This is a genomic window from Paenibacillus sp. MAHUQ-63 (assembly GCF_028765165.1).
Taxonomy (GTDB): domain Bacteria; phylum Bacillota; class Bacilli; order Paenibacillales; family NBRC-103111; genus Paenibacillus_E.
Genome location: NZ_JARADB010000002.1, coordinates 262342 through 285050 on the forward strand (window position 1 = coordinate 262342; position 22709 = coordinate 285050).

The 22709-nt window shown below is 50.1% G+C and carries 13 protein-coding genes; 11 read left to right on the forward strand and 2 right to left on the reverse strand.

Annotated elements, in window-relative coordinates:
* Position 1 precedes the first annotated feature (1 nt).
* Entirely contained in the window at positions 2 to 1621 is a 1620-nt protein-coding gene (locus tag PUT07_RS09445) for an S-layer homology domain-containing protein (protein ID WP_274467707.1), read from the forward strand.
* A gap of 82 nt (positions 1622 to 1703) precedes the next feature.
* On the opposite strand, the gene PUT07_RS09450 is transcribed toward PUT07_RS09445, so the two are convergent.
* Together PUT07_RS09450 and PUT07_RS09455 are read right to left on the reverse strand one after the other, a co-directional pair.
* Positions 1704 to 2177, reverse strand: coding sequence for a GNAT family N-acetyltransferase (locus tag PUT07_RS09450; RefSeq protein WP_274467708.1), 474 nt, complete (start codon positions 2175 to 2177; stop codon positions 1704 to 1706).
* Positions 2178 to 2735, reverse strand: a complete 558-nt coding sequence (locus PUT07_RS09455; protein ID WP_274467709.1) for a PadR family transcriptional regulator — start codon at positions 2733 to 2735, stop codon at positions 2178 to 2180.
* 177 nt (positions 2736 to 2912) lie between these two features.
* Here PUT07_RS09455 and PUT07_RS09460 point away from each other — a divergent pair, with 177 nt between their 5' ends.
* The 10 genes from PUT07_RS09460 (at position 2913) to PUT07_RS09505 (ending at position 22645) form a co-directional block, all read left to right on the forward strand.
* Positions 2913 to 3272, forward strand: a complete 360-nt coding sequence (locus PUT07_RS09460; protein WP_274467710.1) for a hypothetical protein — start codon at positions 2913 to 2915, stop codon at positions 3270 to 3272.
* 156 nt (positions 3273 to 3428) lie between these two features.
* Positions 3429 to 4178, forward strand: a complete 750-nt coding sequence (locus tag PUT07_RS09465) for a stalk domain-containing protein (protein ID WP_274467711.1) — start codon at positions 3429 to 3431, stop codon at positions 4176 to 4178.
* Positions 4179 to 4467: 289 nt separating this feature from the next.
* Positions 4468 to 5352, forward strand: a complete 885-nt coding sequence (locus PUT07_RS09470) for a carbohydrate ABC transporter permease (protein WP_274467712.1) — start codon at positions 4468 to 4470, stop codon at positions 5350 to 5352.
* The gene (locus PUT07_RS09475) at positions 5349 to 6230 is read left to right on the forward strand and encodes a carbohydrate ABC transporter permease (protein WP_274467713.1); all 882 of its coding nucleotides are present in this window, start codon (positions 5349 to 5351) and stop codon (positions 6228 to 6230) included. Before PUT07_RS09470 ends, PUT07_RS09475 begins: the two co-directional genes overlap by 4 nt.
* Before the next feature lie 32 nt (positions 6231 to 6262).
* Positions 6263 to 8299: a beta-galactosidase gene (locus PUT07_RS09480; RefSeq protein WP_274467714.1), complete on the forward strand. Its 2037-nt coding sequence runs from the start codon at positions 6263 to 6265 to the stop codon at positions 8297 to 8299.
* 1163 nt (positions 8300 to 9462) lie between these two features.
* Positions 9463 to 11268 (forward strand): sensor histidine kinase, encoded by a 1806-nt coding sequence (locus PUT07_RS09485; protein WP_274467715.1) that lies wholly within the window; start codon positions 9463 to 9465, stop codon positions 11266 to 11268.
* Between the two features lie 4 nt (positions 11269 to 11272).
* The gene (locus PUT07_RS09490) at positions 11273 to 12910 is read left to right on the forward strand and encodes a response regulator (RefSeq protein ID WP_274467716.1); all 1638 of its coding nucleotides are present in this window, start codon (positions 11273 to 11275) and stop codon (positions 12908 to 12910) included.
* A 110-nt stretch (positions 12911 to 13020) separates the two neighbouring features.
* A complete protein-coding gene (locus PUT07_RS09495) occupies positions 13021 to 14328 on the forward strand; it encodes an ABC transporter substrate-binding protein (protein WP_274467717.1) in 1308 nt (435 codons plus the stop codon).
* 153 nt (positions 14329 to 14481) lie between these two features.
* Positions 14482 to 20805, forward strand: coding sequence for a discoidin domain-containing protein (locus PUT07_RS09500; RefSeq protein WP_274467718.1), 6324 nt, complete (start codon positions 14482 to 14484; stop codon positions 20803 to 20805).
* A gap of 73 nt (positions 20806 to 20878) precedes the next feature.
* Positions 20879 to 22645 (forward strand): S-layer homology domain-containing protein, encoded by a 1767-nt coding sequence (locus tag PUT07_RS09505; RefSeq protein WP_274467719.1) that lies wholly within the window; start codon positions 20879 to 20881, stop codon positions 22643 to 22645.
* Positions 22646 to 22709: the final 64 nt, after the last annotated feature.

The window sequence follows — 22709 nt, forward strand, 5'->3', positions numbered from 1 at the left end:
CTTGATAAGCTTGCGAAGATGGACGATCGTATTACTGGCCGTCTGGATGTATGCAGGAACGTTGATATCGTCAGCGTCCGCAGGAGCCGCTCCGGCTGAGATCCATGCCGCCTATGACGAACGCAGCGGTCAAGTGACGATATCCGGCGTATGGGGCGCGGAGCAAGGAGCCCTCGTTGCCGTGCATGTCATCAATCCGCTGAACCAGCTGGATGTTTTGGACCAGACGACAACGCGCGCAGACGGCTCGTATCAATTCAGCTATGTTTTGAAGCGTCGAATCGCCGGCATTTATTATGTCAATGTTAGCGCGCAGCATGCGGATCAAACCGTAGGCACAGTCTTTGAAGTGAAGACGGATCCGACGGATCCTGATCCAGGGCACGGGATTCCCCCGGCTTCAACGGCCAGTTCAGGCGGGGGAACACCTGCTGCTACACCTGATATGACGATAGATCCTGTCACCGGCATCGTCACGGCTTCACTGAGAGAAGCTCAGGTGGAGCAAGCTATTACTGCAGGCGATGGCGATTTGGTCGTTGAATTTCAGCGTGCCGAGGGTGCCAAGCAGTATGTGCTGCATGTACCGGCGAGGATGTTCGGAGCGGGCTCCGGGCATAAGCTCACGATCGTCACCGAGTTCGGATCGGTCACAGTACCAGGCCGCATGCTGAGCAATATCCCTCTCGATTCGGCGGAAGAGATCGGTTTTGCCGTTGCGCTTGCGGATACTAGCCAATTGCCGGGCGATATCCAACGGCAGATCGGCAGTCGGCCGGTTATCGCATTCAATGTGACAGTCGACGGCAAAGACGTCACTCTCGATAATCGCAATGCGGTTGTTCAAGGGGCGATTCCGTATGAACCAACGGCAGAGGAACGGCAGGACCTTGAGCACATCACGGTATGGTATATCGATCCTGCGGGTCATGCGCAAGCCGTTCCGAGCGGCCGATATGACGCAGAGACTGGGATGGTTAGGTTTACTGCTTCGCATTTCAGCTCTTATGCCGTTGTCTACGCCAAGAAGAGCTTTGCCGACCTTGACGCAGCTCCTTGGGCGAAGAAGCTGATCGAAGTGATGGCGTCCAAAGGGATCATTGCCGGCGTGTCGGATACGTCTTTTCAGCCGGCTGCGCATGTTACGCGCGGTGATTTCATGATGCTGTTAACGAAAACGTTCGGTTTTAACGCCGAGGTTACGGCTAATTTCAGCGATATTCTGCCGTCAGATTACTATTACGAAGCGGTGGGAATCGCGAAACAGCTTGGATTGGCTGAGGGCGTGCAGGAGGGCTTGTTCAATCCCCGCGATGAAATAACGAGACAGGACCTGATGGTACTGCTTTCCAGGGCGCTCAGCCAAGCGGGGATCACCGCTGCCAAGGGTACGGCAGAGGATTTGGAAGCGTTCAGCGATAAGTCGGATGTGGCTGCGTACGCAATCAACCACGTGGCATCGCTCATGAAAAGCGGCATCGTCGAAGGCAGCGGAAGTCTGCTGAATCCGGCGGGGAATGCGACCCGAGCGGAAGCGGCGGCATTGCTTTACCGGATTTACAGCAAGCTGCTGGCACCGGGCCCGGCTTCAGGCGATCCTGATATTCGACTTGGAGCGTGAGAATGAATGTTGTTTAAAATCCCCCTATCGGGGGATTTTTTTTGTGCTCGGTTTTGTGCTCGGAATTGCGGGCGGAATGGATCTACAGGCTTTTTTCATAGCAGTCAACGACTTTGCCGATAGTGGACATTTTGGACTCATAATATTGAAAACCTAGCGAAAGCCAAAAGCTTTTGGCGGCTTCATTCTCAGGAATGACGCCAATGCGCACCGCATGCTTCCCTTGCGTGATCAGGAGGCCGGCGAACTCTGCAAATGCGGCTTTGCCCAACCCTTTGGCTTTCATCTCCTGGTGGATCATCAGCAGGCCAAGCCATGGATAGCCGTCCTTCGGATTGTGCACGATATATTGCAAAATCCCGACGCTGCGTCCATCCAGCTGGATGAGCAGGCTGCCTTGTCCGGCGGCATTCAGCTCCTCTTCGAGTTCTTCGTAGGTGCGGGCCGGATTGCCGTTCTCAAGGATGTTATAAGCCGAATTCGAGTTCACGATACGGTAGATATCTTCCAGATTCGCCGGCGATGCCGGGACTAGAACCAAATCGTGTTTGAGCATTTAGTTCGCCTCTTGCTTTCTCAGTTTTTCAATAACTTGCTGACACCACTTGATATAGAGCTTCTCATATTCAACGCCGAATTCAACGACGGATATGCTGGACAGGAGAGGATCGCGCGGATTCAAGGGATCGAGAATTTGGTTAAGCTCGTTTAATTTCTCCGAATAAACAGCTAATTTCTTCTCATGTTCCTTCTGTTTCTCCTCGAACCGGGGAAGCATGTCAGCCGATTCAACAAGCCAGGAGTTGTATGCCTTCAAAAGAAATTCATCCTTCATCGTCTCCGGTTCGGTAGGCTCGATTGTCCAGCGAATCAGCTCTTGCCGCCCGCGCTCTGTAATGGCATACACCTTTCGGGCGGGACGATGATCATTCTGCTCTACGCTATGGAGAAGCGCCAGTCCTTCTTCCTCCATTTTCGCCAATTCCGGATAGACTTGATTGCTTCCCGCTTTCCAGAACGGGCCCATCCTGCTGTTCATCTGCTGCTTGATATCGTATCCGCTAAGCGGCTCCCGTGCCAATAAAGTAAGCATAGCATAACGAATAGAACTCATATGATTTCTCCTTTAAGCATAATCAGGTTCACTTAACTATATATCCGCAGGTTATTTTAAGCAAGAATTACATGGGTTAAATTTAACCTATATTTATATTGACCTATAAATAATCATGTGTTAATTTTATTATATGTTAAATTTAACCTATTGAAGTTTCGAGGGGAGAGAATGAATATGGCAAAAGGTTCACTTATCGTAGGTTGGGGAGAAATCATTCCGGGTCGTGAGAAGGCGGCGCAGGCAACGCTCAACGATGCGATGCAATACTGCACCCGATTGCAGCAGGAGGGTAAGATCGACCGTTTTGAGGTCGTCGTTCTCGAGCCGCATGGCAGTGATCTATGCGGTTTCGTTCTGATCACAGGGGACAAGGAAACCGTCGCGAAGCTGCGGACGGAAGAAGAGTTCGTCTCGGTGATCATCGGCGTGCAGCTGGTGCACCGCAATGTCAGAGTGGTGGGCGCTTATACAGGAGCTGAATTGCGAGGCTTGTTCGGAATGTGGGATGAGCAAGAAGAGAAATTGCTGGCTTAATCTATAATTGGATTCAAATGTATTAAGGGTGTCCCCATAGTCATGAATATGGCTATATGGCTTGGGGCGCCCTTATTTGAATTTCATGAAATAAAAAGGAAAATTTGGTAATATGGATGTGTGAACCGCCAATGGATCCGGTAGAAGGAGGATGTTATGCATAAGAAAAGTCTAAATAAGATCGCACTACTAACATGCGCTTTGTTTGTTACAGTAATCTCGACCACAAATGCGGATAACCTAGATAAGATTATTAAATCTCCAGTGACGCTATGGTTAAATGACAAAGAGCACAGTCTGTCTAATGAATTTGACTTATACAATATTAACGGTAGTACTTATGTGCCTCTTCGGGATATTGTGGAACAATTAGGTGGGGCTGTTTATTATGATTCAAAATCATCCAATATTTCGATCCATTTACCGAAAGCCTCCGAGAAATATTCTTCAACGAGTTCGATTCATAATTTTGACGACTTCACACTCGAATTGCATTCATCCAAAAGTAGCTATGAAGAGAACGAAAATATGAATATCTGGGCTTCTTTAACCTATCGAGGAGCTGAAAAAATAGATTTCATCCATGGCTCTCCGGCACTTAGTTTCTCAATTACAGATCAAGATGGAGTTAAAGAAGGGGGGTATACGACTGCGTCAGCAATTAAAACTGAGTTCGATACCGGTAATCAGGTTACAAGCGATTTTCCATTGCGTACAATTTTAGAATACAATTATCGAAAAAGCGGGAAGCCAGATTACAATTTGTTTCTAGCAAATCCGGATTCCGATCCATCTTACTTACCGCCAGGAGATTATTCCATCAAAGTAAATGCAAGTTTTTTGAAGGGTGAAGGCATAGTGAATCAAAAAAATGCAAATGCAGAAATAAAAATAACTGTCAAATGAAATAAGATGTGTGAATCCCCCATCGTTTTGTGCGGCCTACGAGATGCATGAACCGTGAGACGGCGATTCATCTGATTCAATTAGAGACAGCCACCCTTCTGGGGTGGTTTTTTGTATTTGAAGTTTTTCCTTGCATACGATTACATACACACAAAATTTATCAATCGAAAGCACAAAATATATCATGTGAAAGCGCGTCCAACCTCTCTACAATTAGGCTTACAAAGAAGCAAGATCACAGGGGTAGGCACTGCATCCTTACAACTGGATCTAGGAATGAGGGAAGCACATGAGCAACATGATGCAAAAGAGAGTGCTGATATTTTCTTTTTTGGCACTGCCGATCGGACTGCTGCTGTTATTTCTGATTTATCCGACGGCGAAGCTGATCCAATACAGTATGACCGACTGGAACGGGATCAGCAGGGATCTGCACTTCGTAGGCATGGAAAACTATTTGAAAGCGTTCATAATGTCACAGGTTTGGCAGTCGCTTAAGAACAACTGGCTTTATTTTATTATCCATGCCCTGCTGATTCCCATTGAGATCTTGGTGGCCGTTATGCTGAACGCCAAGATGAGAGCCAGCGAATTTTTTCGCTCGATCATTCTGCTGCCGTACATTATCAATGGTGTAGCGGTGGCTTACATTTTCAGTTATTTGTACAACCCGGTGAACGGGCCGATTAATGAGCTGCTGACTGTCCTCGGCTTGGAGAGCTGGATTCACAATTGGCTCAGCGATGCGAAAATAGTTAATTATTCGCTGGTAGCCATCTCATTGTGGCGGTTCGCCGGGTTTCATATCGTTCTGTTCCTGGCAGGCGTGCAGTCCATTCCACATGATTTGTACGAGGCTGCAACGATTGACGGAGCTAACAAAATGCAGCAAATCCGCTATATCATTCTCCCCGGCATACGCCGTGTCATCGAAATTATTTTGTTCTTGAACATTCGTGGCGCTCTTCAGGTGTTCGATATTCCTTTTCTCGTTACTCAAGGCGGTCCGGGTAATGCCAGCAGTACGTTCACGATTTTCACAATCAACACGGCATTTAAGTTCAACAGTTATGGTCTGGCATCCGCAATGGCCGTCATCTTGATGATCATGATCATCGTATTCAGCTTCATTCAAAACTTATTGATCCGCGAGAAGGGAGATAAATCGTCATGAGCATGTCCCATACGGAGATTGCTTCCAGGCCTGTCAAAATGGGCAAAGCTGCGATGCGGTCCCTCCTCGGCAAAACGCTGTATTATGCCGTGCTAACCGTCATCACTTTAATTATTTTCGTCCCGCTGCTTGTCGTTGTATTCGCTGCATTCAAAACATCGCCGGAGCTCGCCGCCAGCTCGCCATTCTCGCTCCCGAAGGCGTGGTCCTTCCACAATTTCGCCGTGGCCTTCGAGAAAGCGAATATGCTTGTCGGCTTCATCAATTCGCTCAGCATTACGGTTTCAAGCGTGGTGATCAATGCGATCCTGGGCGCGATGACGGCTTTCGTACTGAACAGGTTTAATTTCCGCTTCAAAAAGACGATCTTCCTCTTATTTATAATCGCGTCGGTCGTGCCATCGTATACGACGGAAGTGGCCCGTTTCCAGACCATCAAGTCGCTTGGCCTGTATAACACCTTGTTCGCACCGCTTATTATTTATGCAGGAACGGATCTCATGCAAATTTTCATCTACTTGCAGTTTATCGAGAAAATCTCCAAGCAGCTTGACGAGAGCGCCCTCTTGGACGGAGCTTCTTATTTCCGGATATTCCGCTCCATTCTGTTCCCCCTGCTGCTCCCGGCAACGGCTACACTGGCGATTATTAAAGCCGTAGATATTATGAACGACATGTACATCCCATACTTGTATATGCCATCCAAGAAGCTGAGTACCTTATCGACTGCTTTGATGACATTCGTCGGCGAACGGGCTACGTACTGGAACGAATTGTCGGCCGCCATTATTCTCGTTATGCTGCCAACCGTACTGATTTATCTGATTCTGCGCAAGTTTATTTTTGCCGGTTTAATGGACGGAGCGATGAAAGAGTAGCATCTTCAACTTATGCGTATGGAGGATTATCGATGATTAACGAGAAATTGCCGTTTATTTACTATGGCGGCGACTACAACCCGGACCAGTGGCCCGAAGAAGTGTGGCAGGAAGATATGAGATTGTTTAAATTGGCTGGCTTGAACATTGTGACGCTGCCAGTTTTCAGCTGGGCGAAGCTGCAGCCGGCGGAGGATACTTACGAGTTCGGCTGGTTGGACTGCATTATCGACACGGTTGCCCAAGAAGGTATATTCCTTTGTCTGGCTACTTCCACGGCGGCCCAGCCGGCCTGGATGTCGCACCGGTATCCGGAAGTTCTCCCCGTCGATATCGACGGCAGAAAGCGCACGCACGGATCCCGGGTCAATTTCTGCCCGAACAGCCCCGTTTACCGCCAGTTTTCACAGCGATTGGCCGGCAAATTGGCGGAGCGATACGGCAACCATCCGGCGCTGGTCGTATGGCATATCGGGAACGAGTACGGACCTCATTGTTATTGCGATGCGTGCGCAACGGCGTTCCGGGTTTGGCTGCGCAATAAATACGGGTCTTTGGAAGTTGTTAACCGTGTATGGAATATGAGCTTCTGGTCGCATACGGTTTATGATTGGGAGGAAATCGTACCGCCTACGCATTTGAACGGCAATGACAAATGCTTCCAAGGCATCGCTTTGGATTATAAGCGCTTCATGTCGGATTCGATTATGGCCTGCTACCAAGGGGAGTATGACGTCATTAAACGGATAACGCCGGATGTTCCCATCACGACGAATATTTGGGGGCTGTTCAACGGGTTGGATTTGAAGAAGTGGGCCGAGCATATGGACGTTGTTTCATGGGACAGTTATCCGCAAATGAATGAGCCAATGAGCAACGTAGCGATGCGCCATGACTACATGCGGGGATTGAAGGACGGTAAGCCGTTCATGCTGATGGAGCAGACGCCGAGCCAGCAAAATTGGCAGCCGTACAACAGCCTGAAGCGGCCGGGTGTAATGAGACTTTGGAGCTATCAGGCAATCGCGCACGGGGCGGATACGGTGATGTTCTTCCAACTGCGCCGTTCCGTCGGGGCATGCGAGAAGTATCACGGGGCGTTAATCGAACATGCAGGTCATAAGCATACGAGGGTTTTCAGAGAGTGTGCGCAATTAGGGAGGGAGCTCCACGCGTTGGGGGACACGATTCTCGATTCGGTCACGGATTCCAAAGTTGCGCTGCTGTTTGATATTGACACATGGAATGCCGTCGAAATGACCAGCGGACCGAGCGTCGATCTCGATTATTTGAAACAAGCCCAAAAGTATTACAAAGCTTTGTACGATCTGAACGTCAGCATCGACGTGATCAGTCCGCTCAGCGACTACTCCAAATACAAGCTGATTCTTGCGCCTGTCATGTATATGGTGAAACCTGGCGTTAGCGAGCGGTTGAAAACGTTTGTGAAGCAAGGCGGCACGTTCGTCACTACGTTCTTCAGCGGCATTGTCAATGAGAACGATCTCGTCACGCTTGGGGGCTATCCCGGTGAATTGCGGGATTTGCTCGGACTGTGGGTAGAAGAAATCGATGCGCTCCAGCCGGAGATGAGCAACCGAATCGTGGTGCCTGCCGCTTTCGGGGAGCTTCAAGGCGTATACGAATGCGGGTTATTATGCGACTTGCTCCATTTGGAAGGAGCGGAAGCGTTAGGCGTATATGGTCGCGACTTCTATGCGGGCATGCCGGCGGTTACCGTTAACCGATATGGGGAAGGGGAGGCCTACTACGTGGCTGCCGACCCTGAACAATCGTTTCTGGATCAGTTCAGCCAAGCGATATGCGAGCGGCTGCATTTGCTGCCCGTGCACCAAGCGCCTTATGGCGTTGAGCTGGCTGCCAGGCATAAAGACGGGCGTACGTTCACCTTCGTGTTGAATCATAATCCTTATGAGACCACTGTTGCGCTGCATGCGCAGGCAGGGCCTTATAAGGATCTGCTGACTGAGCGGATCGTTGAGAGCTCGCTGCAGCTTGAGCCGTACGGGGTCGCGATCTTGGAAACGGCGAATTCGCTAGGCGAATGAAGCAAAGAAGATGTCCCGAGGCCTGTGGCTAAGGTGACATCTTTTTTTTGTGTGCTTGCATGGCGGAGCCGGGCGCGGGGTCCCGCGGGCGGAGCTAACGGACACAGAAGCCGCTAATTGCGCGGAAACCACCGCAATACGGAGATAACGGACACCAGAGCGCTTATTTGCCGGATTTCGGGGCGAAATCGGGCAAATAAGCGCAAATAGTGGCGCTGGTGTCCGTTAGAAGGTGGAAGCGGCCCGGGATCCGCGAATAGGGTCCGCTGTGTCCGTTAGCCGGCCGGAGCCGTGCCGCGCAAAGGGGTTTGCGCCCAGCCAGCGAGCCGCCGACCAGCGAGCCAGGCGCGCGGCCCCGCGGGCGGAGCTAACGGACACAGAAGCCGCTAATTGCGTGGAAACCACCGCAATACGGAGCTAACGGACACCAGAGCGCTTATTTGCCGGATTTCGGGGCGAAATCGGGCAAATAAGCGCAAATAGCGGCGCTGGTGTCCGTTAGAAGGTGGAAGCGGCCCGGGATCCGCGAATAAGGTCCGCTGTGTCCGTTAGCCGGCCGGAGCCGTGCCGCGCAAAGGGCTTTGTGCCCAGCCGGCGAGCCGACCAGCGAGCCAGGCGCGCGGCCCCGCGGGCGGAGCTAACGGACACAGAAGCCGCTAATTGCGCGGAAACCGCCGCAATACGGAGCTAACGGACACCACAGCGCTTATTTGCCGGATTTCGGGGCGAAATCGGGCTGGAAAGCGCAAATAGCGGCGCTGGTGTCCGTTAGAAGCTGGAAGCGGCCCGGAATCCGCGAATAAGGACCGCTGTGTCCGTTAGCCGGCCGGAGGGCATGCCGCGCAAAAGGCTTTGCTTGGTCCCCGAGCCGAACGCGCGGCCCCGCAACAAAATATATCAACTCCAACCACAAAAAAGATCATGTGAAAGCGCGACCAAAGTCTCTACAATTAGTTGTACCCTTCCTCAGACAGGGAGCGCATGGAAGCAAACTCGGTGTTGACGAAGATTGGCGGTTCACCTTAAAATGGCGGTAGTTCATGTCGAATCTTGATGAATGAAGCCGTCGGCTCTCCCCGTACTCCCATTAGTTAAGGGAATATTTCAACATTCAGCATTGTGTGTGTGTGTGTTGCATCGTATCTTGAAATGGGGGCACAGTGATGCGTATATTCAGGAAGAGATGGCCGATCACCTCGATCCTCTATGTGATGTTCTTTTGTGTAATTGTGATGCCGATCGTATTGGTAGCCTCGTTATCGTTGCGAGCCTATACCGATATTTTGCTGACGAATATTACCTCGCGCACGATGCAAACCCTCGAACAAGTCTCTTACTCCATCGATCAGGAGAAGAGCAGATACATCCGCACGGTGGCTGCTATTGCCACGGACAGCAATGTCATATCCCTTGCCACTTCCTTTCACCGCAGTGCAGATTCCAACACTTTATTCAACTATTCCATCCAACTGGAGAATCAATTGAAAAATTATTTGCATGATATGCCTGACGTCGTTTCCGCGATGTTCGTCTATCGCGACGGAGACGCCTATTTCTTTGAAGGCACCCACTTTCATAATATCAACACACGGGTTAACGAAGAGCTGTTGAAGGCAACACCCCTTTACAAGAAAGCGCTGCAGAATCAAGGCAGGGTCCTATTGTTCGGTTCCGAAGAGAATAAGCTCATTGAGTCCAATGATAAATATATTTTATCTGCTGCCATAGCTCCGAAGTATGCCAGTTCATTTAACGATGTGGAAATGATCTATTTTGTCATACAGGCCAAATCGTTCGAGAATCTGGCGGAGTCGTCGTCCAACCAGAACGGGAGCTTCATCGTCCTGGATGGAGACGGGAACATCATGCTGGATACAAGCGCCGATAAGATGCAAAGCATCGAGAAGCAAACGGTCGGGCAAGCTCAAGATAAGAAGAACGGCAACTTTAGGACGGTCGTGAATGGAGAAGAGATGTTTGTCACGTTCCTCACCATGGAACGCACGGAATGGAAGATCATCTATGTGACGCCGTATGACCAGATGACGGCAGAGGTCAAGCAAATCTACAAGTTTATTATGGGCGTGTCTGCGGCAGGCCTGGTCATCTTTCTCCTTGTGTCATTTTTCCTTGTCAGGAGTATCGTTGGTCCAATCAAGTCTTTGATCCTGCAAATGAATAAGATGAAGAGCGGGTCGTTCAATATCGATCTGGAGCTTTCCGGTCCGCTTGAGATTTACTCGCTGGGCAAAACGTTTCAGAATATGACGATGCGCATGAAGGAACTGATTGTCGAGAAGCGGGAGCAAGAACAATTAAAAAACCGCGCGGAACTCGATGCGCTTCAATCGCAAATCAATCCTCATTTCTTAGTGAATACGCTGAATGCGATCAAAATCATGGCTATGCTGGCGAAAGCGACGAACTTGGTGGAAATGACAGATTCGCTCATCAAATTGCTTTCATCTACCTTTCACCGGGGCGGATCGTATATCCAAGTATTTGATGAGATGCAAAGTCTGGAGAAGTACATTCATATTATGAAAGTCCGCTACGGGGACCGTTTTAAAGTGGAATATGACATCGATGAGCGTGTGACGGAAGCCTACATTCTGAAGCTGCTTCTTCAGCCGATTGTGGAGAATGCGATTATTCATGGGTTCTATGGCAAGGAGGCGATGGGGATTGTCAAAATAAAATGTGAAAAACAGCTGGATCAGCTCGTGATTACGATTACGGACAACGGCAAAGGGATGGAACAGCGGACAAGGGGAACGCTGCTTCAAGAGAAAAGGGTGGAGTCGTTATGCGGTATCGGCATAGCGAATGTCAACGACCGGATCCGTTTAAATTACGGGGAGCCGTACGGCTTGACCATTCACAGCGAGCTGGAGGTCGGAACGGTGGTTATTGTGACGTTACCGCTTCTGGCAAGCAATCCTGATCAACAATCGAAAGAGCGGAGATGAGTTCATGTATAGAGTGATGATCGTCGATGACGAGCCTTTGGTCAGACTGGCGCTGGGGGCGATTATTCCGTGGGAGGACCTGGAATGCGAGGTTGTCGGGGAAGCCGCGGACGGACTTGAGGCATGGGAGCGCATAGCGGAGAAACAAGACATTGATATCATGATCGTGGATATGAGTATGCCGCGGATGGATGGGAACACCTTGTTATCCAAGCTGCAGGAGGCGAATCTGGCGAATCCGCCTTTAAGCATCGTGTTAAGCGCGTACTCCGATTTTGATTTCGTGAGGAAAGCGTTCGTGCTGGGAGCTGTGGACTACATCATGAAAGCGGATCTGGATCCGGAGCATATTATGCCGGTCGTTCGGCAGGTTGTCGATCAATTGAAAGTCAGAACGATGGATCCGGGCAATGGCAACGAACAGGACGAAGCCGACAGGAGGCAGCGGGATACATGGCTCCGAGGGCTGTTACTCGACAAAGATTATCTGTACAGCTTTAACTCCGTGCAGGATGCTTCCTTCCAGAAATGGGTGTCGCACTACGCGAACTATCAACAAGTTCTCGTATCGTTGCTGCCGGACAAGCCATCTCCGGCAGGAAGTGAACTTGCCTTTGCCGGGGAGGAGAGCAAGGGACATTTGGTTCGCGTGATTAAGCAAGGGATGGATGTCGTGAAACATCCTTATGAACTGATTCAAGTTCATGAGGAGGAGGTCGTCCTGCTGTTATGTTTTGAGTCGGCGACCAGTTATTTGCACGTGCGCGGGACGGTGATGGAGCTTCTGGATTCCTTGCGGAATACGGTGAAAAACTATTTGAACGTAACGCTGTCCGTTGGGGTCGCGGATGCTTGCAGCGATTGGAGAAGCTGGCATCTGAGATATGGTCAAGCTAGAAGCTTGGCCAGCCTTCGTTTCTCGGAAGGGCCGGGACGCATTTATTATCCGGAGACGCAGAAGGCTCTGAGGCCAGAACCGCTCGTTCCGTGGGATTATACGAATATGCTGCAGCAGATGGAGAAGGGTGAAGTTCAATGGCAGGAACAGCTGTACGCCGGTTTGAAGCAGTTAGGCGAACAGTCGAACGTTACATTGGAGAGTTCGCTTCCGGTCTACGAAGAGCTGATTTGGAATATCGGCGCGCTGCTTCATGCCAAAGCGATGAATTGGACGCATGTCATCGAAACCCGGCGAAGACCCTATGAGATTGTGGAACAATTCAATTTCCGCGTGGATTTACACGAGTGGATTGAGAAGCTTGTGTTTCGTCTGGCCGATTTACTCCATCCGGATAACCTGCGGGAGGAGAACCCGCAGCGGCTGGTGGAAAGGGTCAAGCGGTACGTCGAGAAAAACTATTGCTCGGCAATTACGCTTGGACAAGTCAGTGAATGGGCGCAAGTGACGGAGAGCCATCTGAGTAAACAGTTTGTGAAAGAAACGGGGGAGCATTTCATCGAATATGTGACCAAGCTGCGCATCAATGAAGCCACGAGACTCATGGAAACCGAGATGAAAATGTACGAGATCGCCGTCAAGATCGGCTATGAGAACCCCGAGCATTTCAGCCGAGTGTTTAAAAAATATAGAGGAATGAGCCCTCAGAAATACCGGGAGCATGCGCTGCGGAAAAAAGACTGAACCCAAAATATATCAAGGTAATAACCAAATATATCAATGAAAGCGTATTCTGCGTTTTGTATCATAAAAGTGTAAATCACTTACGTAATCTTGGGGGGTTAAGATCGAAGATGAAAAGAAGACTTGTAACATCCGTTCTATCGATAGCATTGACGTTCGGTTTGGCAGGATGCAGCGGGAATTCGGCAACGCCCGGCAGCTTATCATCCGCTGCGCCGGCACCGGCAAGCGGAAGCAAAGGGAATGAAGTTACATTGAAGCTGGCGATGTGGGACAGCGACAGCGAGTTCCTCGACAGCTGGACGAAGAAAGTCAAAGAGTTCTCCAATGTCATGCCGAACGTCAAGATGGAAGTGGAAACTTTCAAGAGCGACGGCGACTATCTGCAAGCGATGAAAGTCAGATTAGCGGCGAACGAGCTGCCGGACATTATCGAGCTGAAGCCGAATTTTATCAATGATTTCAAAGCGGAGCTGCTGCCTCTCGATGATTTGAGCGTCACCGCGAAGAATACGAAAGCCAAGCAGTTCGCCGTAGACGGCAAAGTTCTAGCGCTTCCGGTTATTTCTTTCCCTGAACTTGTCTACTATCATCCGAGTGTCTTCAAAGAGTTAGGTTTAAGCGTTCCGACGACATGGGAGCAGTTCGTCAGCGTATTAACGGAGATTAAGAAGAGCGGGAAATATCAGCCGTATGCAATGGGCGGTAAGGACTCGTGGCCGAACTATCCGTTCAATGAATTCATGCCGCTGCTGGCGTCTGGCGACGAGAACTATTATGACCAAATTGCCGGCATGGACAAACCCTTTGAGAAAGGCACGCCGTTCTACAAAGCTTACACGGATATTCAAACTTTGTATGACGCCAAAGTCATGGGAGCGGATCCGCTTGGATTGAGCAATGATCAGGCAACAGGATTGTTTGAAGCGAAAAAAGCTGCTGTCATTGCCGCAGGTCTTTGGTATTTGCCGCAATACAAATCCAAAGTAGGTAACACGGATGACTTGGCGGCATTCCCGCTGCCTACGCGTCATTCGGAGACTGAGCTACTGAAAGTCATGACGTTCACGGATAACTTCTTCGGTATTAACAACAAATCGAAGAACGTCGAAGCAGCCAAGAAATTCCAAGAGTGGATGTTCTCCTCGGATGCCTATTCCTTCTACGTGAATAAGAAGCAAGCGAACTCCGTGATGGAAGGCGTCAAAGCGGATGTTCCATTCTTGAACGACTTCTACAAAGCGAACAAAGTTGAAGAGTTCAACTACCGTCCAGGCGGAGAGAATTTCAATAAGTACGTGAATTCGATTCAATTGGATTGGAAGAAGCTTGGCCAAGATATGATGGGCGGCAAGGCGGTGGATAGCATCGCGAAGGATCTGAACGATAAATGGACCAAAGCGAGAGCTAGCAAGTAAGGTGCAAGATAATTGGAGGGGGGATGAGCGATCATCCACTCTCCAACACTTAGGAAATTGATGAGAATCAGTTTCTGTTTTTTTAGACTCAACGGTAAGCGTTTCCAATAACTGGTTTTTGGCAACGAAGTATCCCAGATAGGAGTTGTAGATATGACTGCAAAGATTGGGAAAAAGGTATGTGCTTCTTTCCTTGCATTAACGATCGTTTCGCCTGCGGTTTACGGTTTAACACCGGGACAAGCGAGCGCCGCGACAACAATTCAGTTAGACCCTGGCCATATGCAGCAAGCGTGGGACGGCTGGGGGACGTCATTAGCGTGGTTCGGTCATGTAACGGGCGGCTTTAACGATGCCAAAAGAAATGCAATGGCTGATGCGCTTTACTCGCCGCAAGGATTGAATTTCAATATTGTCAGGTATAACATTGGCGGCGGTGAAAATCCGGCTTACGAGACGATGCGCCAAGGAGGGGAAGTTCCAGGGTTCTCGCCCTCGGCCGGAGTGTTCGACTGGACGCAAGATGCGAATCAGCGTTGGTGGCTTCAGGCTGCCAAAGAACGTGGCGCTAATTTATTTGAAGCCTTTTCCAATTCACCTCCCTATTATATGACGGTCAGCGGAAGTACGACTGGAAATACGGATAAATGGAAAGACAACTTGAAGTCGGATGAATATAATAACTTTGCTAATTATCTGGCAGAAGTGGTAGAGCATTTTAAAGATAACTGGGGCATCACTTTCAACAGTCTTTCGCCGATGAATGAACCGAATACGGACTATTGGGGATTTGGCGGGGGTCAAGAAGGCTCTCACTGGGACACTGACTCGCAGGCCAAGATGATCAATGCGGCTCGCGCCAAGCTGGATGAGAAAGGACTGCAAAACGTTAAAATTTCCGCTATGGATGAGACCAACGTGGATACGTTCGTAAGCAATTGGAATTCGTATGATGCGGTTACGAAGGCGAATGTCGGGCAAATGAATACACATACGTATAGCGGCTCTAATCGTCATTTGGTTAGAGATGCAGCCAAGACGGCAGGCAAGCCGTTATGGATGTCTGAGGTTGATTTGGGACCGTCCGGCATTGCGCACGATCACGATGATTTTGAACCTGCACTCGCATTGGCTGAAAGAATTATGACGGATATTACGTGGCTTGAGCCGAAAGCCTGGGTCATATGGCAGGCGATCGAGAGCGAGAAAAACATGCAGAAGGAAGACATGAACTGGGGTCTCCTCCATGCCGATTTCGATACGCAAGACTGGTGGTATGGGAAAAAATATTACGCAATGGCGCAATTCAGCCGATTTATCCCGCAAGGCTCCAGATTTATTGGAGATAACGATGACAATACGCTGGCGGCCTTTGATCCTGCCCATAATAAAATCTATGTGGTGTATAGAAATCCGAATACGACCAGCCAGCCTATTTCCTTGGACATGTCACAATTTGATGAGATCACAGGGCAAGCTGCGGCATATGTCTCCTCAGCGTTGGAGAATGTGAGTCAACGTGAAAGCGTTTCCATAACGAATAAAACGTTGAACACAACTGTCGATGCGAAATCGATTACAACGTTCGTTATCGACGGAGCGTCCTATACCGACAGCACGGTCATTCCGCAAAGCGGGATGACGGCGACGGCAAGCAACTCAGCCTCGGGGGAAGGACCGGAAAGAACGTTGGATGGCAATACCGCAACGAATTGGCACTCGGCTTGGTCTGGCACACCGGCACCGGCACCGCATTCCATCACCTATAACTTAGGCGGTTCCTATAACGATGTTTACCAATTGAAGTACTTGCCAAGGCAAGATGGCAGCTTCAATGGTGTTGCAACCAAGTATGAAGTTGCAGTAAGCACAGATGGAGCGAATTTCTCGAAGGTTGCCGAAGGGACATGGAGCAACGACAAAACGGAAAAAACGGCAACATTCTCCGCAGTAAGCGCTACACATGTGAAGTTTACAGTGACGCAATCGAATGATGGTTCCGGCACACAATACGGCTCGGCTGCCGAGATACACATTTTGAGAAAGCCGGGCTATACCGTTGATAAAGCGAATCTGAGCGAAGCAATTACGAATGCTGAAGCTTTACTGACTGAACAGCCAGGCTTATCTGCCCTGCAAGCGTTAATTCAGGAAGGCATAACGGTTAGAGATAAGGATTACGTCACTCAGGAAGATATCGCCAAAACGACGGACCGAATTATCGCGGAGTATAACCTTCATGCCGGCTTCGTTCAAACGGGTCTTATCCCGCAAAGCGAGATGACGGCGGAGTCAGACAGCTCCGCACCGGGCGAAGGACCGGACCAAACGATCGACGGGGATACCGGAACGAAATGGCACACAGCCTACGACGGATCTTACTCGGCACTTCCGCATTCGATCACCTACAACCTTGGCAAGACCTATGACGGTGTGTATAAGCTGCGGTATGTGCCGCGTCAGGATGGGGATTGGAACGGCATCGTCACCCAATATGAAATTTCCGTCAGTACGGACGGCACGACATTCACCAAAGCTGCGGAGGGAACTTGGGAAGCGAATCACAACGAGAAAACGGCTACCTTCAATGCCCGGGGCGCTTCCTATGTTAAATTTACTGCACTTGCTTCCAGAAGCGATGCAGGCAAGCAGTATGGATCGGCTGCAGAGATCCAGATTTTGAACAAGGCGGGCTATACCGTTGATAAGTCCAGCCTTACAGAGGCGGTGTCAGCAGCGAATGCCTTTAAGACCGGCTTTACGAAGGATCCTTCCTACTTGGAGCAACTGGAAACGCTGCTTACCCAAGCTTCGGCGCTGCTGGTTAATGCGGCAGCCACGCGAGAAGAGATTGTGAAAATGACAGGTCAAATTACGGCTGAAATCGCAGGAGTTCAAACTGCTGTGCAGCAAGTTGAAGCTATTCAAATTTTTTATGCGCCGGAAGCGTACGGAACGAATCCATCCAATCTCATGCTGGACAACAATCGTTCAACCTTCTATGAATCCAACTGGGACTCCGACGGAAGAACATACAGATCCGGCGATTATTTTATCATCGATTTGGGCCGGAGCAAGCCTGACATTGGGAATGTTACGATTACGCCAAGGCAAGACAAGGCGAACGGCAGACTAAAGCAATTCAAAATTTATTACAGCAATGCGGCAGACTTGACGGGGACGCCTGCCGACGGGACGCAAGCGTATCTGGACCAGCATTTCACGTTTGCCGCAAACGGCGCTTGGGACTCAACCAGTTCGAGCGTACAATCGGCAACGTTCAAATCTCATGCAGCCAGATACATTGCGGTTCAGGCGGTTACAACGGGCGGTGAAGGCAATACGCTGACTGCGGCAGAAATTTCGGTCAGTCAGAAACAAGCAACTGCTTTCGATACAAGCGGTTTGGCAAATGCCATTGCGCAATTGCGGACAGCGTCTAGTATTAGCCCGAAGGTAGCAGGGGCGATTGAAAGTCAAATTGCCAAGATCGGGACGCTGAGCGAATTAACGGAGGAAAGCATTCCATATTACACAAAAATTGTGCAGGATTTATTCATTTTATATCAGAGTGTAGGTAAAACAGCTTCCATTAAAAGCGGTGAAGTGTGGCTGGATGGAGACGGCGTTCCAATTCAGGCTCATGGCGGAGGAATTCTTTACAACGAGAAGGACAAAACGTACTACTGGTATGGCGAAGACAAATCGGAGGATAATGTTGGCTCAGGCTATGTCCCGGTAACAGGCGTTCATGCGTACTCTTCTACAGATCTGTACAATTGGAAAAATGAAGGGATTGTGCTGCCGGTCTTCAATAACCCGCAACTTGGCGAAAATGTGTTACCTGCCGGCAACCTGCCCATGTACTTGGATGAGAATTCGGAGACTTACACGAATAGCGGAGTTCCATTCGATCCGAATCGTGTAGTCCATATAACGGATCGAAATGGCGATTATACAGGTTCGATGAAATCGCCGGTTAATTCGTTAAGCAAACATAATTCACCCGAACGCATTGCCGAGCTTAACGCATTGTACGCGGACATTACGAATGCAGAGAAGCAAGCGATGTATAAAGAATTCAACTGGGATAAAGTTGTCGAACGTCCGAAGGTCGTCTACAACAAGCAAACGAACAAATATGTGATGTGGTGGCATCAAGACGGACCGATCGCCGGCAAGTATTGGACGGCGGAAGGCGGCGTTGCGATCAGCGATTCGCCGGCGGGTCCATTCAAGTATCTCGGCACGTTCCGATTGCCGAATAATGGATGGGGCGGCGGTGAAGGCGAAGGCATGCTGCGCGACATGACGCTTTATGTAGACGATGACGGCAATGATGCCACGCATGACAAGGCCTATCTGATTTATGCATCCGAAGGGAACCACACGACCGTTATCATGATGTTGAATGACGACTACACGGGTCCGGCCACGGATGCGAACGGGAACTCCGTCGAAGGCGTTCATTATGTGAGAGCCTTCTCGTGGAACCGAGAAGCGCCGACGATGTTCAAGCAGGATGGTGTCTATTACATGATTACATCTGGATTGACGGGTTGGGACCCGAACCAAGCGGAATATCATGTATCGACAAATGGCGTATTCGGCCCATGGGAACATAAAGGCGATCCGTTTGTGGATGACTGGAAGCACACAACCCATGATAGCCAAAGTACGTATGTCCTGCCTTATCGGGATGGCAATGGCGATGTCGTGCCGAACAAATTCATCTTCATGGCCGATCGCTGGTACCCTAACGATCTGAAGGACTCCAGGTATGTCTGGCTTCCGTTCGAAGTGAATACGGCGAATCGCACGATTGCCGCAAGATGGAACAAGGAGTGGAATTTCTCCGTTTTCAAAACAGGCACGACGGTGAGCTTCAACAGCAGCGGAGGCAGTGTGGTTCGTTCCGTGTACGGAGCTGTACAGGGTTCGAAGATCGCAGCGCCTGAAGCTCCAACGAAGAACGGGTTTACGTTCGCGGGTTGGTATCAAGACGAAGCGCTGACGCTCGCCTGGGATTTCGGTGTGAATACGATCCCAGCCAACGATATGACGCTGTACGCGAAGTGGGAGCAAGCAGCACCTGTGATTACTGGCGTATTGCCGGTAACTGTGTCTACCGTTACCTATTCTGCGCCAATACTGCCTGGCACCGTAACCGTGACTTACAAGGATGCGACGACAGCTCAGGCGCCCGTTACTTGGGATGCGGTTCATCCGTCCAAGTATGCGGCAGCCGGAAACTTTAGCGTGAACGGTGCTGTAAGCGGAACGGCTATATCGGCTGTTGCCCATGTAACGGTAACAGACGCCGTTTACGGTCATTCGGTTACTTCCATCTCCGTAAGCGGCGCAGGCGGTGCGATTGCAATCGCAAGTCAGGGCGGCACACTGCAAATGCAGGCGACTGTCTTGCCGGCGGACGCCAACGATCAAGTCACATGGAGCGTTTGGGAAGCCGATGGGGTTACGGCAACCGATAAAGCGGTGATCACAGACGGCGGATTGCTGACGGCGGCTAAAGACGGCATCGTGAAAGTGGTGGCGACAGCTGTAGACGGAAGCAGCATGCAAGGTTCCAATTATGTCATGATCAGCGGTCAGACAACGGCTCCGACCGAGGTGCCTCGCACGGCGCTGACGGGAGCTGCGGCGGTTCAAGCAGGAGCTGCATTCTCGACCATTTTCGGTTTAACGAACGTCACGAACAGCGCAACTTCCGCCGTATATGCGGCTGATATTACGTTCAGCTATGATGCGAATACGGTTGAATTCGTATCCGTAGATGCATTGATATCCGGCTTTAGCGTGGTTGAAACGAAGAAGGATGTACCGGGTCAAGTTCGCATTATCGCGATTAGCGAAGGTGAAGCGGGGGCGATCGCCGCAAGCGGAGATGTATTCAGGATCAATTGGAAAGCGAAGCCGCTGGCTTCTTCCGCTGCGATCAACCTGGCACTGACCAATGCAGCTCTTTCTAATGGACAGGGGCAACAGATGGATGCTCAGCTTACTAATCTGGCGGTAACTGTTACGGTTACGACCGTTAACAAGACAACGTTACAGACGGTCTTGGGTTTGGCGCAGTCTATCTATGATCGCGCTGTGGAAGGAACGCAAGCCGGGGAATATGCAGCAGGTTCCAAGACAGTGCTGTTGGCTGCGATCCAAACGGCAGCTGCCGTAAACGCGAACCCGGCGGTTACCCAGCAGCAGTCGGATGATGCGGCGAATGTGTTAAACCATGCGATTCAAACCTTTAACCGACAGATCATCACTGTCTTCGCACCGGGCGATGTCAATGAAGATCATGTGATCAATATTGGGGACTTGGGCAGCGCAGCGCAGCATTACGGAAAAACGACGGAAAGCAGCGATTGGAATGAGGCGAAGAAGGCTGACTTCAATCACAATGGCATCATTGACATTATCGATGTAGTAGATATCGCTAAGCTCATCATGCAATAAATGGAAAGGGAAGTGAAAGGGGCAATCCTTTCTCTTCCCATCTAATCATGTTGTTCAAAAAGGAGTGTGCCCCATGATACGCAAAACAGGGTTGTTTTTCATTGCCATAATGCTCTTATTCACTGTTATCCCAATCGGCATGGCTTTAGGGGCTGGAGTTCCGTCGTTTACTGTCAGTGCTTCCCAAGTGAAGGTCGGTGACGATGTCGCCGTTACGATTCACGGCAATCATGTGACGGATTTATACGGTTACGAGGTGGTCCTGACGTATGATGCCGATCGGCTGGAATTCGATAAAGAGCAATCGAACGGTTCTTTCGAAGGGTATAAGATTGCACAAAATTCGGGGAATCAAGCCACATTTGCTTTTACGAAAATAGGGAATAAACCGGGGGAAACCGGAGATCTAGCTATCTGTACACTGATTTTCAAGGCTAAGACAAGCGGACAAGCTAACGTCACCTTGAAACAGATGACAACCGTCACATCGCAATCACTAGCTTCTAGTTGGAATGTAAATGCGCAAAATGCCATTCAGATTGACGGGACTGGAGCTGGAACAGACCGGGGAGGAGGCTCACCGGCTTCACCAACGAAAGAAGATCCGAATCTCTATGTTCCGCAAGAATCGGAGCTCCGGATTGAAACGGCACAAGACGGCCAAACATCCGTAACGGCGGTTATCGACAGCAAACGTCTGGCGCAAAAATTAACGGATCTGCAGGCAGCGAGCGGCAGCACCGTTTTAAACTTTGAGATTCCAGGTGAGCACGCCTTGAATGCGCTGCAACTGCCGCTGCCAACGTTATACGACAGCTTCAAAGATCATAAAGATACGGTTCTAACTGTACGAAGCCACTTAGGCACTTATGAACTTCCGATGTCCATTCTGAACCAAGCGGCATTTGCGAGTGCGGCTGGTACGGAAGGCGCGACGCTGATCATTCGTTTGGATAAAGCCAAATCGCAGCATGAAACGCAATTCGACCAATCCCTCTCCGAGAAAGGCATGGCGAGAGTGAGCGATATCATCGATTATAAAGTGATTCTGAAGACCCGCGATAAGGAAGTGGAAATTCATAGCTTCGGCAGCAGCTTTGTGTCACGCGTTATCCGTGTTGATGATGTGATTCAAGATTCTTCGGCTGCGACGGCGGTTGTGTACGACCCGGTTACGGGAGAAATGAAATTCGTACCTTCCACGTTTACCGTGACAAACGGCCAAACGGAAGTGAAGGTGACCCGAAATACGAACAGTATGTACGCCGTCGTTCATAACAAGCAAACGTTTAACGATATGGCCGGTCACTGGGCGCAGAAAGATGTGGAGCTGCTAGCTTCGAAATTGATTATCGCCGGAACATCGGACCGCACGTATACGCCTGAAATGCAAGTCACCCGCGCTCAGTTTGCCGCCTTACTGGTAAGAGGACTCGGGTTGTCGGCGGAATCCGTTCAGCACGTATTTACCGATGTTCCCGCATCCGAGTGGTATGCTTCGGAAGTCCATACAGCAGCGAAGTACGGCTTGGTTCAAGGTGTGGGTGAAGGCAAATTCAACCCCGATGCACAGATTACAAGAGAGCAGATGGTCGTGATGATGATGAAAGCGATCGCACTCGTGCAAGGAGAGAAGAAATCCGAAGCAGCCATGCAGGCTCCTTTCGCTGATCAAGGCCGGATTTCCGACTATGCGCGCAACGCGATTGCCGAAGCAGCTGCCAAAGGATTGATTCAAGGCAAAACGGAAACTGAGTTTGCTCCGCAAGATGCAGCAACCCGCGCTGAGGCGGCTGTCATGATCAAGCGCATGCTGCAATATGTGAAATTGATCAATTAGACCAATAGCCACAGAGACAGCTTCCGCACCTGAACATAGGCTGTCTCTATGGTACCGGCAGCCG

What these genes read in the sequence shown, in the direction of transcription:
- PUT07_RS09500 (WP_274467718.1), top strand. Translation starts at nt 14,482, where the DNA reads ATGACTGCAAAGATTGGGAAAAAGGTATGTGCTTCTTTCCTTGCATTA.
- PUT07_RS09490 (WP_274467716.1), top strand. Translation starts at nt 11,273, where the DNA reads ATGTATAGAGTGATGATCGTCGATGACGAGCCTTTGGTCAGACTGGCG.
- PUT07_RS09450 (WP_274467708.1), bottom strand. Translation starts at nt 2,177, where the DNA reads ATGCTCAAACACGATTTGGTTCTAGTCCCGGCATCGCCGGCGAATCTG.
- PUT07_RS09465 (WP_274467711.1), top strand. Translation starts at nt 3,429, where the DNA reads ATGCATAAGAAAAGTCTAAATAAGATCGCACTACTAACATGCGCTTTG.
- PUT07_RS09505 (WP_274467719.1), top strand. Translation starts at nt 20,879, where the DNA reads ATGATACGCAAAACAGGGTTGTTTTTCATTGCCATAATGCTCTTATTC.
- PUT07_RS09455 (WP_274467709.1), bottom strand. Translation starts at nt 2,735, where the DNA reads ATGAGTTCTATTCGTTATGCTATGCTTACTTTATTGGCACGGGAGCCG.
- PUT07_RS09495 (WP_274467717.1), top strand. Translation starts at nt 13,021, where the DNA reads ATGAAAAGAAGACTTGTAACATCCGTTCTATCGATAGCATTGACGTTC.
- PUT07_RS09460 (WP_274467710.1), top strand. Translation starts at nt 2,913, where the DNA reads ATGGCAAAAGGTTCACTTATCGTAGGTTGGGGAGAAATCATTCCGGGT.
- PUT07_RS09485 (WP_274467715.1), top strand. Translation starts at nt 9,463, where the DNA reads ATGCGTATATTCAGGAAGAGATGGCCGATCACCTCGATCCTCTATGTG.
- PUT07_RS09470 (WP_274467712.1), top strand. Translation starts at nt 4,468, where the DNA reads ATGAGCAACATGATGCAAAAGAGAGTGCTGATATTTTCTTTTTTGGCA.
- PUT07_RS09480 (WP_274467714.1), top strand. Translation starts at nt 6,263, where the DNA reads ATGATTAACGAGAAATTGCCGTTTATTTACTATGGCGGCGACTACAAC.
- PUT07_RS09475 (WP_274467713.1), top strand. Translation starts at nt 5,349, where the DNA reads ATGAGCATGTCCCATACGGAGATTGCTTCCAGGCCTGTCAAAATGGGC.